Annotated in this window: 16 protein-coding genes and 3 tRNA genes; 6 read left to right on the forward strand and 13 right to left on the reverse strand. The window is 58.2% G+C overall.

The features are described 5' to 3' along the window. Positions 1-25: 25 nt before the first annotated feature. From deoA to CYR55_RS04320, 11 genes are all read right to left on the reverse strand, one after another. A complete protein-coding gene (gene deoA, locus CYR55_RS04270) occupies positions 26-1348 on the reverse strand; it encodes a thymidine phosphorylase (protein WP_101815027.1) in 1323 nt (440 codons plus the stop codon). 63 nt (positions 1349-1411) lie between these two features. Beyond that, entirely contained in the window at positions 1412-2191 is a 780-nt protein-coding gene (gene deoC, locus CYR55_RS04275; RefSeq protein WP_101815028.1) for a deoxyribose-phosphate aldolase, read from the reverse strand. 537 nt (positions 2192-2728) lie between these two features. Further along, a complete protein-coding gene (locus tag CYR55_RS04280; protein WP_101814911.1) occupies positions 2729-3526 on the reverse strand; it encodes a TatD family hydrolase in 798 nt (265 codons plus the stop codon). After that, complete coding sequence (locus CYR55_RS04285) at positions 3523-4635, reverse strand: patatin-like phospholipase family protein (protein WP_101814912.1); 1113 nt, start codon at positions 4633-4635, stop codon at positions 3523-3525. Before CYR55_RS04285 ends, CYR55_RS04280 begins: the two co-directional genes overlap by 4 nt. A gap of 156 nt (positions 4636-4791) precedes the next feature. Continuing rightward, positions 4792-4953, reverse strand: a complete 162-nt coding sequence (locus CYR55_RS04290; protein WP_072928640.1) for a DUF1328 domain-containing protein — start codon at positions 4951-4953, stop codon at positions 4792-4794. Between the two features lie 223 nt (positions 4954-5176). Next, positions 5177-5788 (reverse strand): molecular chaperone OsmY, encoded by a 612-nt coding sequence (gene osmY, locus CYR55_RS04295; RefSeq protein WP_101814913.1) that lies wholly within the window; start codon positions 5786-5788, stop codon positions 5177-5179. A gap of 547 nt (positions 5789-6335) precedes the next feature. After that, complete coding sequence (gene prfC, locus CYR55_RS04300; protein WP_101814914.1) at positions 6336-7925, reverse strand: peptide chain release factor 3; 1590 nt, start codon at positions 7923-7925, stop codon at positions 6336-6338. Between the two features lie 153 nt (positions 7926-8078). After that, positions 8079-9341: a type II toxin-antitoxin system HipA family toxin gene (locus CYR55_RS04305; protein ID WP_101814915.1), complete on the reverse strand. Its 1263-nt coding sequence runs from the start codon at positions 9339-9341 to the stop codon at positions 8079-8081. Further along, entirely contained in the window at positions 9341-9652 is a 312-nt protein-coding gene (locus tag CYR55_RS04310) for a helix-turn-helix domain-containing protein (protein ID WP_101814916.1), read from the reverse strand. Before CYR55_RS04310 ends, CYR55_RS04305 begins: the two co-directional genes overlap by 1 nt. 131 nt (positions 9653-9783) lie before the next feature. Beyond that, on the reverse strand, positions 9784-10224 hold the full coding sequence (gene rimI, locus CYR55_RS04315; RefSeq protein WP_101814917.1) for a ribosomal protein S18-alanine N-acetyltransferase: 441 nt from the start codon (positions 10222-10224) through the stop codon (positions 9784-9786). Then, a complete protein-coding gene (locus CYR55_RS04320) occupies positions 10169-10606 on the reverse strand; it encodes a DNA polymerase III subunit psi (RefSeq protein WP_101814918.1) in 438 nt (145 codons plus the stop codon). Before CYR55_RS04320 ends, rimI begins: the two co-directional genes overlap by 56 nt. A gap of 111 nt (positions 10607-10717) precedes the next feature. Here CYR55_RS04320 and rsmC point away from each other — a divergent pair, with 111 nt between their 5' ends. Further along, complete coding sequence (rsmC, locus tag CYR55_RS04325; RefSeq protein WP_101814919.1) at positions 10718-11767, forward strand: 16S rRNA (guanine(1207)-N(2))-methyltransferase RsmC; 1050 nt, start codon at positions 10718-10720, stop codon at positions 11765-11767. Here rsmC and CYR55_RS04330 read toward each other — a convergent pair. Beyond that, positions 11757-12749, reverse strand: coding sequence for an aldo/keto reductase (locus tag CYR55_RS04330; RefSeq protein ID WP_101814920.1), 993 nt, complete (start codon positions 12747-12749; stop codon positions 11757-11759). The two genes, rsmC and CYR55_RS04330, sit on opposite strands and share 11 nt — an antisense overlap. A 112-nt stretch (positions 12750-12861) precedes the next feature. Between CYR55_RS04330 and CYR55_RS04335 the strand changes: the two genes are divergently transcribed. The 4 genes from CYR55_RS04335 (at position 12862) to CYR55_RS04350 (ending at position 14245) form a co-directional block, all read left to right on the forward strand. Beyond that, positions 12862-13764: a LysR family transcriptional regulator gene (locus CYR55_RS04335; RefSeq protein ID WP_101814921.1), complete on the forward strand. Its 903-nt coding sequence runs from the start codon at positions 12862-12864 to the stop codon at positions 13762-13764. A gap of 142 nt (positions 13765-13906) precedes the next feature. After that, positions 13907-13993 (forward strand) — tRNA-Leu (locus tag CYR55_RS04340). A 33-nt stretch (positions 13994-14026) separates the two neighbouring features. Continuing rightward, positions 14027-14113: transfer RNA gene (locus tag CYR55_RS04345), tRNA-Leu, on the forward strand. Between the two features lie 45 nt (positions 14114-14158). Further along, positions 14159-14245, forward strand: a tRNA-Leu gene (locus tag CYR55_RS04350). A 129-nt stretch (positions 14246-14374) separates the two neighbouring features. On the opposite strand, the gene CYR55_RS04355 is transcribed toward CYR55_RS04350, so the two are convergent. Further along, a complete protein-coding gene (locus tag CYR55_RS04355; RefSeq protein WP_101814922.1) occupies positions 14375-14662 on the reverse strand; it encodes a DUF1435 domain-containing protein in 288 nt (95 codons plus the stop codon). Between the two features lie 265 nt (positions 14663-14927). On the opposite strand from CYR55_RS04355, the gene CYR55_RS04360 reads away from it, so the two are divergent. Continuing rightward, positions 14928-16025 carry a GGDEF domain-containing protein gene (locus CYR55_RS04360; protein WP_101814923.1) on the forward strand — a complete coding sequence of 366 codons (1098 nt, stop codon included), beginning with the start codon at positions 14928-14930 and terminating at the stop codon, positions 16023-16025. Positions 16026-16027 lie beyond the last annotated feature (2 nt).

Below are 16027 nucleotides of genomic sequence, written 5' to 3' on the forward strand. Positions count from 1 at the left end.
CACAGAGGGTGCTAAAGGATGACCATTACGCCCGGATGCGCCGGCAGACGACCGGCGTCGCCTCAGGGGCGTGCCCGCCCAGCGTCACCGCGGCGCGGACGGCCGCCGCCGCCTGCTCCCACGTCTCTTCACTGGCGGCATGGATCATCGCCAGCGGCTGCCGGGTGTCTACCCGGTCGCCCAGGCGCGCCATGGACGTCAGGCCGACGCTATAGTCGATGGTGTCGCTGGCCCGGCGGCGGCCGCCGCCCAGTGCCACCACGGCCATGCCCAGCGCGCGGGTATCCATCGCGCTGATAATGCCGTTTTCCATCGCATACACCGGTTTGCTCAGCGTTGCCGCCGGCAGGTAACGGTCATAGTGCTCAATAAAATCGGTGGGGCCGCGCTGGGCAGCCACCATCCGGCCAAATACCTCTGCCGCCGCGCCATTGTCGAGCACGGCCTGCAATTTCGCGCGGGCCTCGGCGTCATCTTTCGCCAGCCCGCCCGAGAGTAACATCTCCACGCACAGGGCCATGGTCACTTCATACAGGCGCGGGTTGCGGTAATCGCCGGTCAGGAAGCGCACCGCTTCGCGCACTTCGACCGCGTTCCCGGCGCTGGAAGCCAGCACCTGGTTCATGTCCGTCAGCAGCGCGGTGGTCTGGCACCCGGCCCCGTTCGCCACGCTGACAATCGACTGCGCCAGCTTTTCTGATTCTTCATAGGTCGGCATAAACGCGCCGGAACCCACTTTGACATCCATCACCAGCGCATCCAACCCTTCGGCCAGTTTTTTCGCCAGAATCGACGCGGTGATCAGCGGAATCGAGTCCACGGTCGCGGTGATGTCACGCGTCGCGTAGAAGCGTTTGTCTGCCGGGGCCAGCGAGCTGGTCTGGCCGATAATCGCCACGCCGACCTCTTTAATGATGGCGCGAAAACGCTGGTCATCCGGGAAAATGTCAAACCCCGGGATCGCCTCCAGCTTGTCCAGCGTGCCGCCGGTGTGACCGAGGCCGCGCCCGGAGATCATCGGCACGTAGCCGCCGCAGGCCGCCACCATCGGGCCGAGCATCAGGGAGGTGACATCACCGACGCCGCCGGTGGAGTGTTTGTCCACTACCGGGCCGTTCAGCCCCAGCTCTGCCCAGTTCAGCACGGTACCGGAATCCCGCATCGCCATCGTCAGCGCCACGCGTTCGGCCATGCTCATGTCATGGAAGTAAATTGTCATCGCCAGTGCGGCGATCTGCCCTTCTGAAACCTGGTTGTCGCGAATACCGTTGACGAAGAAACGAATCTCCTCTTCCGTCAGCGGCTGGCCGTCCCGTTTTTTTCGAATAATTTCTTGTGCCAGAAACAAGGTGTCCCCCTGCATGACGCAGCAAATAACAGGGCCGCACCGGTTGCCGGTGCGGCATTCAGATCAGTAGCCGCCGTTGCTTTTCGCAGTGGCGTGGCCGAGCGTGGTCAGCAGGCTGGCCAGCAGGCTTGAGGCACCAAAGCGGAAATGGCGCGCATCGGCCCAGGTTGCGCCCATGATGCGATCGGCAATCGCCAGGAACTCAGCGGCGTCTTCTGCGGTACGCACACCACCGGCCGGTTTGAAGCCCACGCGGTCACCCACGCCCAGATCGTGGATCACCTGAATCATCAGCGCTGCGCTTTCCGGCGTGGCATTCACCGGCACTTTGCCGGTAGAGGTTTTGATGAAGTCAGCCCCGGCGTTGATGGCGATCTCGGAGGCTTTGCGGATCAGCGCGTCCTGCTTCAGCTCACCGGTTTCGATGATCACTTTCAGCAGCACATCGGCGGCGGCGCAGGCCTCTTTACAGACTTTCACCAGCTCAAAGCCGACCTGCTCATTGCCGGCCATCAGCGCGCGATACGGGAACACCACATCCACTTCGTCCGCCCCATAGGCGATAGCGGCGCGGGTTTCAGCCAGCGCGATGTCGATGTCATCATTGCCGTGCGGGAAGTTGGTGACGGTCGCGATGCGGATATCCGGGGTTCCCTGCTCACGCAGGGTCTTGCGGGCCACCGGGATGAAACGCGGGTAGATACAGATGGCAGCGGTGTTGCCGGCCGGGCTTTTGGCCTGGCGGCACAGCGCGATCACCTTTTCATCGGTATCGTCTTCGTTCAGGGTGGTTAAATCCATGAGGCTCAGCGCGCGTTGCGCTGCGGCGGTTAAATCGGTCATATGACTCTCCAACATTTTCGTTGCTGATGGCCACGATCACTTCTGAGATTTCATGGGCAACGCGTTTTACAGGTTGGCGAGCGGACTTGGTTCCATGAAGAGGCCGCGGCCTGCCTGAAAAGCGGGCCGCGGTTGAGTTCCTTCTCACCGCGCTAGCCGGTAAATACCAGGCCAGTACCGGCTATTGAACCATGAGCACAGGGGACGCTTATGTGTTCTGATTCACAAAATCTTAAAGCCAATTGTAACGCGTTTAGATTAACTGTGACAGACATCACAGGATAATCGCTTAATGCTCAGAAAGTGACCATGATGATGAGTGTACACCAGGCACTGCGGCCCGATGCACGAATGCCGCCCAGGGCAAAGGGCGGCCACAATCCCTGGCGGCGATGTTATAATAGTCACATTCAGAAGAGAACGGATTTCCGCGTCACAGCCCAAAATCGTGCAGGATTATGAAAGGTGAACCGGATAACTGCCCGGCAAATGTGATTATTTTCACATTCATTTTCAGATTCGGGCAGAGGTTATGTTTTAACCCGCCAGCAGCGGCAGATTGAAAATACGGCGGGTGTTGGCATTCAACGCGGCAGCGATGATGTCCGCTGGCTCCGGCCGCAATTGGCAGAGCGTTTCAAAGACCAGGGCGGCGCGCTCCGGCCGGTTGGGCTGGCCCTGATAACCGGCCAGCGGCATGTCAGGCGCATCGGTTTCCAGCAGCAGGCAGGAGAGCGGCAGCGCGGCGATGGTATTGCGGGTTTTTTGCGCCCGCTCGTAAGTGATCGTGCCGCCAACGCCAATCGCGTAGCCGAGTTTCACAAATGCCTGCGCCTGCGCCAGGCTGCCGGCAAAGCCATGCACCACGCCGGTAGCGGGCAATGCCCGTTTGCGCAGCAGGGAAAAAAGCTGATCGTGAGTACGGCGGGAGTGCAAAATCACCGGCAGGTTCGCCTGTTTCGCCAGATGGAGTTGATCCTCCAGCAGCGCTTTCTGCCGTTCAAAATGCGGGTTCTCCATATAGAGATCCAGCCCGACCTCGCCGATGGCCACCAGCCTGGGGTGCGGCTGTTTCAGGCAGGCCGCCAGCTGCGACAGCGCCGCATCATCGTGCTGCGTGATGAACAACGGGTGCAGCCCCAGCGCGGCGAACAGCGCATCATGCTGGTTTGCCAGCGCCAGCACGCGGCCAAAACGATCGGCGGTCACGGCCGGGACGATGATCTGGCGGACATGCTGGTCAGCAGCCCGGGCCACGCTGGCGGCGGCGTCATCGACAAAGGGCGGGAAATCGAAATGGCAATGAGTATCAATAAAATAACGTGGTGTACTCATCCCGCCTGCTCCTCGTCGTCCGGCTCCTCATTCTCCGCCACCGGCGGCGCATCCGCCAGCAGGCCGCTGACCGCATCGCTCACCGCCGAAACCAGCGGGGAATCGGTGATCAGCGGCGTATTGGCCGGCTCCTCCGGGATGACCATCGCGGCCGGGGCCCTCACCGGCAGATCCGGCTGCTCGTCACGCGGCAGCAGCCAGTGCGCCACGGTCGCCAGGAAATAGCGCCCGCAACGCCGCCCGAGGTGATAATCACGGTTCAACGCCGACACCTTGCTGCCCAGCGCCCGGCTGGCCAGCGGCTTGGGCGGGTAAATTTCAAAGATGCGCAGATTACCCGGCGGGTTCTCAATAAATTGCTGGATACGCCGGTAGCTTTTTTCATGGTGCTGCATCATATGCACCAACTGTTGCAGGCTGCTTTCGCTCAGCCACTGCTCCATGCGTTTCATCCACTGCGGGGCATAAAACATCTGCGACGGCACCGTGCGGATCACCACAATGGTATCCGCCCCGCGCCGGTAGGCCTCTTCCACCGGAATCGCGTCGCTGATGCCGCCATCCTGATAGCTGATGCCGTCCAGCTCAACGCCCATCCGGTAGAAACCGGGGATCGCGCTGGACGCTTTCAGCACCGAGAGCCAGTTCTCACGCGTCGGCGAAAAATAGGTGGGGCTGTAGTCATCACTGCGGCAGGCGCACATCAGGAATTCACGATCATCCCCCAAATAGCTTTCTGCGGCCTCCAGCGCCAGCGGCATACGCTGTGCTGTGACATCAACCAGCCAGTCGAGATCGATCAGGTGCCCGCCACGCACGAAGCGCAAAGGGTTAAAGAACTGGGGAGAGGTGGTATAGCGGGAAATAACGCGCCGGGCGTAGCCGGGTTGCTGGCAAACAAACGCAGAGAGGTTCTGTGCACCGGCAGAGGTGCCGATCAGCAGGTCAAAAGGATTAAAGCGGGCCCGTTGAAATTCATCCAGCACACCGGCTGTGAATATTCCCCGTTGCCCGCCCCCTTCGCATACCAGCGCGATTTTCCCGGGCTGGTAGGGTTTATACGCCAGGGACTCAATATTCCCCAGCGTGATCGGTATTCTGTATCCCAACCTTTACCCCATTACCTGGTGTTCTTCGCATCATGCTCTGAGGATACCCGGTATTTTCTCTTGCCGTCACCATCTTGTATAACATTGGTGAATAAATCGTTGCATCCTGCGTAATTTACTCACCGCGGCGAGCGGGTAAACGTGTCTACAGCCTCGCTATGAGCGCCGGCGGCCGGTGAACAGGCTGACCAGGAACAAGATGATACCGACAACGAAGACGATTTTCGCAGCCCATGCCGCAGTACCTGCCAGTCCACCAAAGCCCAGTGCTGCGGCAATCAGTGCGATGACTAAAAAGATAATGCCCCATCGAAACATAAAATCTCTCCTTACCTTATTAAAATTTGAGATGCCCTTACACAGCACAGAGTTTCGTCGCCGGAACGCGAAACCTTATTAAAAAAGATAGCGTTAAATCAGAATCCTGCCTGACTTTCGCGCGCTTTTTCATGCTGCCGGGCGCACATTTTCTTGTGGTTTTGGTCACGCTACCGGCTGCCCTGCAACCAGGGCAACCGTTACATCATCAGTTCAGAGAAGCTTATGGTTTGATTTGCAGGTCGTTTTTAACGGATTTCACACCGTCAACCGCCTTGGCAACGCTTTCTGCACGGTCAGACTGGGCCTGGTTCTCAACCGTACCGGTCAGCTGAACCACACCTTCGGTGGTGATGACTTTCACGTGACGGGATGGAACGATGTCATCGGCCAGCAGTTTGGCTTTCACTTCACCGGTGGTGGCGGTGTCGCCGGCATAGGCTTTCGGAGACTGTTCTTTTGCATCACGGACATGCAGCTTGTCGCTGACGGATTTCACGCCTTCTACTTTCTTGGCAGCAGCCACAGCCTGGTCGGCTTCAGCCTGGCTGGCCACAAAGCCGCTCAGAGTCACGACACCGTGGGTGGTGTCGACGGAGATGTCGGTGCTTTTGATCGCTTCGTCATCTACCAGCGCGCTTTTCACTTTAGCCGTGACGGCGCTGTCGCCCATGTAGTTGCTGACTTTGTTAACTGAACTATCGATTTTCGCGCCGGCGGTGTCCGCGGCGTTGTCAGCTTTGCTTGTCATGGTTTCGGCCAGTGCATTACCGCCCACCAGCGCAGAACTCAACACCACGGCCATCATTGAATAGGCAAATTTAGACTTTTTCATCGATTCATTCCTTTATGTTGTGATTCCCAACTGCCGGGAAACTGTGAGTCACTCACAGTGTGACGACTCATCGTTGCGACAATTTCACGTTTTTATGCACGTCGGAAACTTGCAGAGTGTGCGTCTTAAAAGCTAAACGTTCAGTTGTCTTATGGATTCACGCTTATGCGTATCACCCTCTCCCTGACATCTCCGGTCTCCGTACCGGGCTCCTGAGGAATTTGCCTGTTATAAGGATTAAAAACTGCTTTTTAGCATAATCACCCTATAACAAACCAACTTCCTTGTTAACTCCAGTGCTTTATGGCGGTTTTTGCCGGGCACAAATTAAATATAGTCGAAAAAGTCCGGGCTGGTTGGAAAATTGCGGAAAAGCAGGGAAATGCAGACTAGTCTGAGCTTTTCGGCCTGAAAATAGCCAAAAAAACGGCTGGGAGAGGAAAAAAGCATCAAAAACCGGGCGAAAAATGGGGGATAGCGGCGGGATAACAGGCATAAAAAAACGGCATTCCTGCCGTTTTTTTGACCTTCTGGAACAACGCGGTGATTAGTGTTCGCGGGTCTTGCGGAAGCTGATTTCCGGGTAACGCTCCTGCGTCAGGTTGAGGTTAACCATGGTCGGGGCGATGTAGGTGAGGTTGTCACCGCCATCCAGCGCCAGGTTCAGCTCACTCTTACGCTTGAACTCTTCCAGCTTCTTCACGTCATTGCACTCCACCCAACGGGCGGTGGAGACGTTTACGGACTCGTAAATTGCCTCAACGTTGTATTCACTCTTCAGGCGGGCAACCACCACATCAAACTGCAGCACCCCTACCGCGCCCACAATCAGGTCGTTGTTGGCGATCGGCCGGAACACCTGTACCGCGCCCTCTTCCGACAGCTGCACCAGCCCTTTCAGCAGCTGTTTCTGCTTCAGCGGGTCACGCAGGCGGATGCGGCGGAACAGTTCCGGCGCAAAGTTCGGGATACCGGTGAACTTCATATCTTCACCCTGGGTAAAGGTGTCACCGATCTGGATGGTGCCGTGGTTGTGCAGGCCCAGGATGTCGCCCGGGTACGCCTCTTCCACATGGGAGCGGTCACCGGCCATAAAGGTCAGCGCGTCGGAGATGGTCACATCTTTGCCGGTGCGTACCTGGCGCAGCTTCATGCCCTTCTCATAACGGCCGGAGACCACGCGCATAAACGCCACACGGTCACGGTGTTTCGGGTCCATGTTCGCCTGGATCTTGAACACGAAACCGGTGAATTTCTCTTCCTGCGCCGTCACTTCACGGGTATCGGTTTTGCGCGGCATCGGGGCCGGCGCCCACTCCACCAGGCCGTCCAGCATATGGTCGACGCCGAAGTTACCCAGCGCGGTACCAAAGAAGACCGGGGTCAGCTCGCCGTTCAGGAAGGCTTCACGCTCAAACTCATGGGAGGCCCCCTGCACCAGCTCCAGCTCATCACGCAGTTGCGCGGCCAGATCCTCGCCTACGGCGGCGTCCAGATCCGGGTTATTCAGCCCTTTCACCGTGCGCACTTCCTGGATGGTATGGCCTTTACCGGTCTGGTAGAGGTAAACCTCATCCTTATAGAGGTGGTAAACCCCCTTGAACAGCTTGCCGCAGCCGATCGGCCAGGTGATCGGTGAACAGGCGATCTTCAGCTCGCGCTCGACTTCGTCCATCACTTCCATCGGGTCACGGATGTCGCGGTCAAGTTTGTTCATAAAGGTCAGGATCGGCGTATCGCGCAGACGGGTGACCTCCATCAGCTTACGGGTACGATCCTCAACGCCTTTCGCGGCGTCGATCACCATCAGGCAGCAGTCCACCGCCGTCAGGGTACGGTAGGTATCTTCCGAGAAGTCTTCGTGCCCCGGGGTGTCCAGCAGGTTGACCAGGCTGTCACGGTAAGGGAACTGCATCACCGAGGTGGTAATGGAGATACCACGCTGCTTTTCCATCTCCATCCAGTCCGATTTCGCGTGCTGGTTGGAGCCGCGGCCTTTGACGGTACCGGCGGTCTGGATCGCCTGTCCGAACAGCAACACCTTCTCGGTGATGGTGGTTTTACCCGCATCGGGGTGAGAGATAATGGCGAAGGTGCGGCGTTTGGCCACTTCGCGGGCGTATTCACTTGGAGACATTTTCACGTTTCTATAGTTGTACCGCCCTGCGACAGGAACATCGCGCCGCGAACGGCAGCAGGCAAAGCGGAAGGAATAAATTATGGGGCGCTATTTTCTATGATTTACCCGGCAGAGACAATCAATGATGGAATATTGTGCGTTTTACGCCCATCACAAGCGAAAATCGGGGTGAAGCCGTGCCTGATGGGCCCGTAACGCCTGTTTATGCGCCTCATGCATCGGCAACTCCGCCAGCATCGCCGGCCAGCGTTCATGCGCCAGTTGCAGCGCCTCTTCCAGGTGGACACGCAGCGCCGGCCAGGGCACTCCGATTCTTCCAGCCCACAGGGCGAACGTTGCCATACTCAGGTGATACCAGCGTTTCTCATGCGCCATATTAAGCGCGACTTCCTGTTCATCCCGGACATAAGGCAGCGTGCTGAGAATATCATAGGCCGGAGACAACCGGGCATCCAGGCCATCCGGGTAGTAAACCGTCCAGTTTTTCAGGTGGGCGTCACCGTTGCCCAGCAGAATATTCGCCAGCAGCCGGCGTGCCATTTGCTGGATGTCAGCAAGACCGCCCCCGCCCACCCGGTAGAGCGTGGCGGCCAATTGATCATAGTTAAAACGCCGGTACTTCTCATGCGGATAAACTTCGAAAATCTGGGCGAAATCTTCAGCATGCACCCGCCCGGTTTCATGCCGGTCAAACCGGCGGATGCCATAGGCGTAGGGCTCGACAGGTAAAGCAATATCGGGCAACGCGTCGAGCTGCGTGAGGGGAATGAGTTTCACCTCAGGAATAGTGACCCCGATGGCCTGTGCCAGCAGCATGGCGGAGAACTCATTCTCCGGTACCCCTTTATGTACGGTAGAGGGCGTCTTGATGATCCAACTTTCCCTCCCTACCCCATTACTGATCATGAACCGTCCATCCTGCCGTAGCGCAGAGAATTTCATCTGCACACCGGCCAGAGAGAATTTATCCGCCTGATGGCGCACCTCTATCTGTACAGGCAGCAGCCGGTCGCCACGCGAGGCCTGCGCCCAAGCCGGTATACCGCCTAACGGCAACGGTTTGGCCACCAGCGCCCCCGGCAAATTACTACCGGCAAACGCCATCAGCGGGAATTCTGCATCACTATGCACTTTCAGCTCCCGGGCCATCCATTCCCGCAGTGCGCCTTCACTCAGCAGATTAGAGAGCACCGGCGGCAGACGCCCGGTGGAGGTTAAAGGCTGGGAGAGATAATCAGGGCGAATTTTTTGGGTCAGAGTAAATAGCGGCTGCTGGCCGGCAGGCAAAGCCCGGTAGTGGGGGTTGAATGTCAGGATGTTACGGTTACCTGAATAGTGTGCCAGCACCGCGATCTGCCGATCATGCAGCAGGAGCTCCAGCGCCTCCACAGACTCTGTTTGCCTTTCCTCCATCAATCCTCCAGCCTGCGCATCATCTCTTCCCACTCCCGGAAATTCCGCTCCGCTTCTGTTGAAGCGGCAGGGGTTTCCCGTTCAGCGGAAGTGCCCAGTTGAGATGCACGCTCGCGCGGGACGAGCTGCAGCTCCAGATCCATCCCCTCCAGCACCCGCAGCAACGTGGAGAGCCGTACATCGCCCCCCGCTTCGATCCGCTGGTACTGCTGCTGGGTCATGCCGATTTTCATCAGCATATCGTGCTGGTTAAGCGCCAGCGCCTGACGACGCTGCTTTAAAATTCCGGCAAGCTCATCCAGTTCTTTCATAAACACCCCCCAGAAACATTAACAACACATTAGTTGTTAAGCGGTTTCTTTACAACAGATTGGTTGTTTTCAGATGCAAATACAACTCATGAGCTGTATTCGGGGAGCGATATTATTGTAATGAGATGTCGTTACACCGGCAGCGCCATGATTACCGCATCTTCGCGGCCAGTGGCGGTGGGGTAATAGTTGCGGCGCAGTGAGACTTCATTAAAGCCGAGCTGCTCATAGAGGGCGATGGCCCCGGCATTGGAAGCGCGCACCTCCAGCCACAGCGTAAGGATGCCGCGCGCCTCGAGCTGGGCTATCAGCGCCTCCAGCAGTTCGCGGCCGAGGCCGCGGCGCTGGAACACCGGGTCGATGGCGATGTTAAACAGCGTCGCCTCGTCCAGCACGATCTGGGTGATGGCGAAACCGGCCATCTGCCCGCCAGCCTCAATTTTCAGGTTAAGGTAGCGCTCGCCCTGGTTGCCGGCGAAGGTGGCGTCACTCCACGGAAAAGCGTGGCTGGCGCGTTCAATCTGCATGGCGCGCGGATGGTCGTCCGGCGTCAGGATAGAGATGCTGTTCATGGTCACAAATCTGCTGCCAGAGTGCGCGTTTCGCACCGGCGTCCTGGGTAAGCACCGGCAGGGCCGGGCTGGAAAGGTGTACGCCCTCAAGGGCGGGGGGCGTGCTAAGGCCGAGGCACCAACTGGCGCAGCGGGTGCCTTCCGGCAGCATCGCCACATTATCCGGGGTCAGGCTGTAGGCCTGGTGCGGCTGCAACCCCAGCGCGTGCAGGACATCCTGCAACAGCGGGTGATCCTGCGGCGGCAGGTCATCGGCCACAATCAGCAGCCGCACATCGTCCGGCAAATGGACGGCGATTTCACCCTGCAAGACCGCCGGGCGGCGCAGCGTCCACTGCGTAATACCCAGTTGTTGTAACAGTATGTCGCGTCGTGTTGCCATGCCAAACCCTGCCAGGTATCCAAATGTGCCGCGCTATGCTAGCAAACCCATCGAACATGCGCCAACAAACCTCTATAATCCCCGGTCATCTTCTTAAGGAGCCACACCCTGATGTCTGCATTAACCCCCGCCAGTGAAGTCATACTGCGCCACACTGATGAATTTACCGAGCGCCGCGTGCTGTTTGCCGGCGACTTACAAGACAGCCTGCCCGCCCAGCTTGAAGCCGCGGAGGTGCGTGTCCATACCAACCAATATCATCACGGACAGATGCTGAGCCAGGCGCTGGGGGAAAACGTTCAGTACAGCCTGCTGGCTGACGCGGAGTTTGTGAGCGGCTGCGATACGCTGATCTACTACTGGCCGAAGAGCAAGCAGGAAGCGCAGTTCCAGTTGTCTAACCTGCTCTCCCTGCTGCCGGTCGGCATTGATGTGTTTGTGATTGGTGAAAACCGCGCCGGGGTGCGCAGTGCAGAACCGATGCTGGAAGGGCTGTGCACCTTGCAGAAAATCGACAGCGCCCGCCGTTGCGGCCTCTACCACGGCCGCCTGGAACAGCAGCCGGAATTTGATGCCGACGCGTGGTGGCAATCCTATGTGGTGGCGGACGTCACGGTGAAAACCCTGCCGGGCGTCTTCAGCCGTGATGCGCTCGACCCAGGCAGCATGCTGCTGCTGGGCACCTTCAGTGAAGACATCAAAGGCGCCGTGCTGGACATCGGCTGCGGGGCCGGTGTGGTCGGCGCGGTGCTGGGCACCCATTTCGCGAAAGTAAAACTGACGCTGAGTGACGTCAATGCCGCAGCGCTGGAAGCGAGCCGCGCCACGCTGGCCGCCAACGGCCTGGAAGGCAACGTGATCGCCAGTAACGTCTATTCCGACATCCGCGGGCGTTTTGACATGATCGTCTCTAACCCGCCGTTCCACGAAGGGCTGCAAACCAGCCTGCACGCGGCAGAAATGCTGATCCGCGGCGCAGCCAGCCACCTGCACATCGGCGGCAAGCTGCGCATCGTGGCGAACGCCTTCCTGCCGTACGCCGACATCCTGGATGCCACCTTCGGCAGCCATGAAGTGCTGGCGCAAACCGGCCGTTTCAAAGTGTACCAGGCTGAGCTGGGCCGCCCGCCGCGTGCCTCGAAGAAAAAATCTAAGCGTTAAGCATCGGCATCACGTGGTCCTGATACCGCCCGCCGGCGGCCGCGTGATACGGGAAGATGGCCTCAATCGCCGCCAGTTCGCTGTGCGTTAACGTCACGTCGAGGGCGGCGATGTTCTCATCCAGATAGCGGCGGCGCTTGGTGCCGGGGATCGGCACAATGTGCTCCCCTTGCGCCAGCACCCAGGCCAGCGCCAACTGGGCCGGGGTCACCCCTTTCTGTTCTGCCAGCGTTTTCACCTTCTCCACCAGCGCCAGGTTGCGGCTGAAATTCTCCGGGCTAAAGCGCGGATTATCCCGGCGGAAATCATCGGCCGCCAGATCCTCCGGCGACGTCAGCGTCCCGGTCAAAAAGCCGCGCCCCAGTGGGCTGTAAGGCACAAACCCCACCCCCAGCCGTTCGCAGGCGGCCAGAATTCCGTCTTCCACATCACGCGTCCAGAGCGAGTACTCCGTTTGCAGCGCCGTGATGGGGTGCACCGCGCAGGCCCGTTCCAGCGTGGCGGCGGAGGCTTCGCTCAGGCCGATATAACGGATCTTGCCTTCACGCACCAGATCGGCCAGCGTGCCGACCACCTCCTCCACTGGTACCGCAGGATCGACCCGGTGCTGGTAGTAGAGGTCAATCACTTCCACCTGTAACCGCGTCAGGCTGCCCTCGACAGACTGGCGGATATACGCCGGGCGGCTGCTGACCCCGCGCAGCGACGGCTGCGCCGGATCACGCAGGATGCCGAACTTGGTGGCCAGAAAGACCTGGTCGCGCTTGCCCTTGATCGCCTCGCCAATCAGTTCCTCATTGGTGTGCGGCCCGTACATGTCGGCGGTGTCGAGCAGGGTCACGCCCCGCTCCAGCGCATGGTGCAGCGTGGCGACTGCCTCTTTGTGGTCGCTGCCGGTGGAGTAGAAATCGCTCATGCCCATACACCCCAGCCCGATGGCGGAGACAGTCGGCCCATTTGTACCCAGTTGACGCTGTTGCATGGTGTTTCCTCGGTGATGTGTCAGTGGAGAAGAGTGTGGTTGTTTATCCGACGAAGATAAACCATGCTTTCCGCTCAGCACTGTTCATAAAACACTAACAATCGGATGCCCTATGGATCAGATCCAGGCGATGCGGATCTTCACCCGCATTGTGGAGTTACAGAGTTTCAGCCGGGCGGCGGAAGACCAGAACCTGCCGCGCGCCACCGTCAGCACCACCCTGAAACGGCTGGAACTGCGGCTGGGCGTGCGCCTGCTGGTGCGTACCACCCGGCGGCTGCACATCACTGACGAAGGCGAGCTTTACTACCATCGCTGCCTGCAACTGCTGGATGCCCTGGCGGAAACTGACGCCCTGTTCGCCCACCAGCGCCACCAGCCGCAGGGCAAGGTGCGGGTGGATATGCCGCACTCGCTGGCGCGTGAAATCGTCATCCCGGCGCTGCCGGACTTCACCGCCCGCTACCCGCAGATTGAGGTGACGCTCAGCGCCAATGACAGCGCCATCGATTTGCTGCACCACGGCGTGGATTGCGTGCTGCGCGCCTGGCCTTCTGCTGATGAACAGCTGGTGACGCATGCCCGCGCGGCGTTGCCGCAGGTAACCTGCGCCTCGCCCGGCTACCTCGCGCGCTATGGGCAGCCGCGTTCGCCGCAGGCGCTGGGCGATCATCGCATGGTGGGTTACGTGTTCCGCCATGGCCAGCAGGCGGACGCGCTGGAGTTCCGGCAAAACGGGGAGATCACGGCGTTACGGCTGCCGCATACCCTGAGTGTCAGCGGGGCGGATGCCTATATTGCCGCCGGGCGCAGCGGGTTTGGGTTGATTCAGGCGGCACGCCACGCGTTGCAGCGCGAGCTGGCGGCCGGTGAGCTGGTGGAAGTGCTGGCAGATTGCCCGCCGCCGCCGATGCCGGTCTGGCTGATGCACCCGCCCGGCCGTTTTATTGCGCCCCGCGTGCGGGTGATGCTGGCCTGGCTGGCGGACTTATTGCAGCAAATGGAGAAGGGGTAAGCGGCTAAACCGCCCAATCTGCACTTTTTCTGATGGTTTTTGCAGCAGTCGTGTCATCTTACGGAAATAACTATTGACGCCCCGGCGAAAATCTCTAGAATTCGCCTCCGTGGTTGCATTACTCCGGTAGTGCACATGGAATGCGAAGGTGGCGGAATTGGTAGACGCGCTAGCTTCAGGTGTTAGTGTCCTTACGGACGTGAGGGTTCAAGTCCCTCTCTTCGCACCATATAACCACATGATTTATATCGCAGGGCATAATGCGAAGGTGGCGGAATTGGTAGACGCGCTAGCTTCAGGTGTTAGTGTTCTTACGGACGTGAGGGTTCAAGTCCCTCTCTTCGCACCATGCGGTGATATAAATTTAAAGCAGTAAAGCAGCAGAATCATCTGTGCGAAGGTGGCGGAATTGGTAGACGCGCTAGCTTCAGGTGTTAGTGTTCTTACGGACGTGAGGGTTCAAGTCCCTCTCTTCGCACCACATGATTCCCCGCTGACCCTCCCCCTCTTGTTGTTCTCCCATTGAAATAGCTCCAACGCACGTCACCACCCCTATCAAAAAACATAAAAAAGCCAGGAAACTGCCGTTTCCCGTTTTGCTTTTTGCTAGTCAATTCAACAGATTGAAATTGAGTGACATCGCGGCCAGCCCGCCCGCCAGCGCCATGCAGGACGGCACCAGAATATAGTGGCGCAAATGCCGGTTGAACAGCATCCCCAGCGTGACCAGCATCGCCGCCATTACCAGCAGCCGCAGCGTATCCAGGCTTATCTCCATCATCGCCAGCACCGGCAACAGCGTGCACGGCACCAGAACACCCCATGCCCCAGAAAGCTTGCGCCCCATGCACCACACCAGGCTCCACATTCCGCATACGGTAATCATCGCTGCCACCATCTTAATTCCCTTAACAATGAAGTGATAATGAGAATTAATATCATATAGTATCAGTGGCGCTTTTTCACCCTTTTCTGAGAAATCTTGTACAAGGATGACACTGCTATACAAAAATGGTAATTTGAATTCTCAGCACCAACTAAATAATTACTAAGCAAATAGTTACGCCGGTTAATCATACTCCGGCCGCTGGCATTCGCAGAAATAGCGTTTCTTAATTTATTACTATTTTCAGACTAATAGCGTTTAACCAGAGTGAAATGATATGAATTTGCATTCCTATGACGAGCTTGTCAAAAGTAGGCATCGTCTTTCCCTATTACTCTTTTTATTCCTTAATACTGCATCATCCATTTTTACTATGTTGACCACGGTCGACAACCGGAAGCTGATTACCATACCGGTGGTGATCATCGCCGTGCTGGGCGTGACCGGCCTGCTGTTTACCCTGCTGCGCACGCAAAAGCTGCACAAGGTACTGAATACTTATTCCATTGCGATGGGGATATTATGGGCCTGGCATATTACGCTCAAATACCACCAGATTGCGCCAGATGATAAAAACTTTCTGCTGCTGAGTTTATTTAGCGTATTTTTTATTAGCGCCATTGCCCTCTCAGGTAACTTCATTGCCTTTACCCTGCATGTATTACCGGCGGCGCTCATGGTGATATACCTTGATCAATTCCATAATATTATTCGCATCTTATTCACTATTGCGCTGCCGATGGCCGGGTTCTCCCTGCACCATCTGATGCAGAAGCGCAGCGACGCCTTTACCCGCCGCCTGGTGGACAACCTCTATATTGAGCGGGAAAAATTCAGCGATCTCAGCATGCTTGACCCACTGACCAACCTCTATAACCGCCGTGGGCTGGAAAACCGCTGGGCATCCATCACCGCGCCGATGCGGCCACAGAGCCACTTTGTGCTGTTGATGGACATCGACCACTTCAAAGCCTACAACGACAACTACGGCCACACCATGGGCGACCAGGCGCTGGTGCGGGTGGCGGCCGCCATCCGGGACAACGTGCGCTCGCGTGACATCGTGGTGCGTTATGGCGGCGAAGAGTTTATGGTGCTGCTGACCCACGTGGAGCACGCGTATGCGCAGAAGGTGGCGCAACGCATCCAGCAGGAGGTGCTGGGGCTGGAGATTCCGCACGTCTTTAATGAGGATGTCTCGACCCACGTCACGCTCAGCATGGGCATTGCATCACTCACCGATCGTGACTGGGTGGCCGCGGTGACCCACGCAGACAACGCGCTCTACCGGGCTAAAAACAATGGCCGCAACGCTATTGAATTTGCCCAGGAGATCCCCGTTGTGCAGGAACAACCGGTGACCTCCCTGGCCTGACG

The sequence above is a fragment of the Chimaeribacter californicus genome (assembly GCF_002858675.1).
Lineage (GTDB): Bacteria > Pseudomonadota > Gammaproteobacteria > Enterobacterales > Enterobacteriaceae > Chimaeribacter > Chimaeribacter californicus.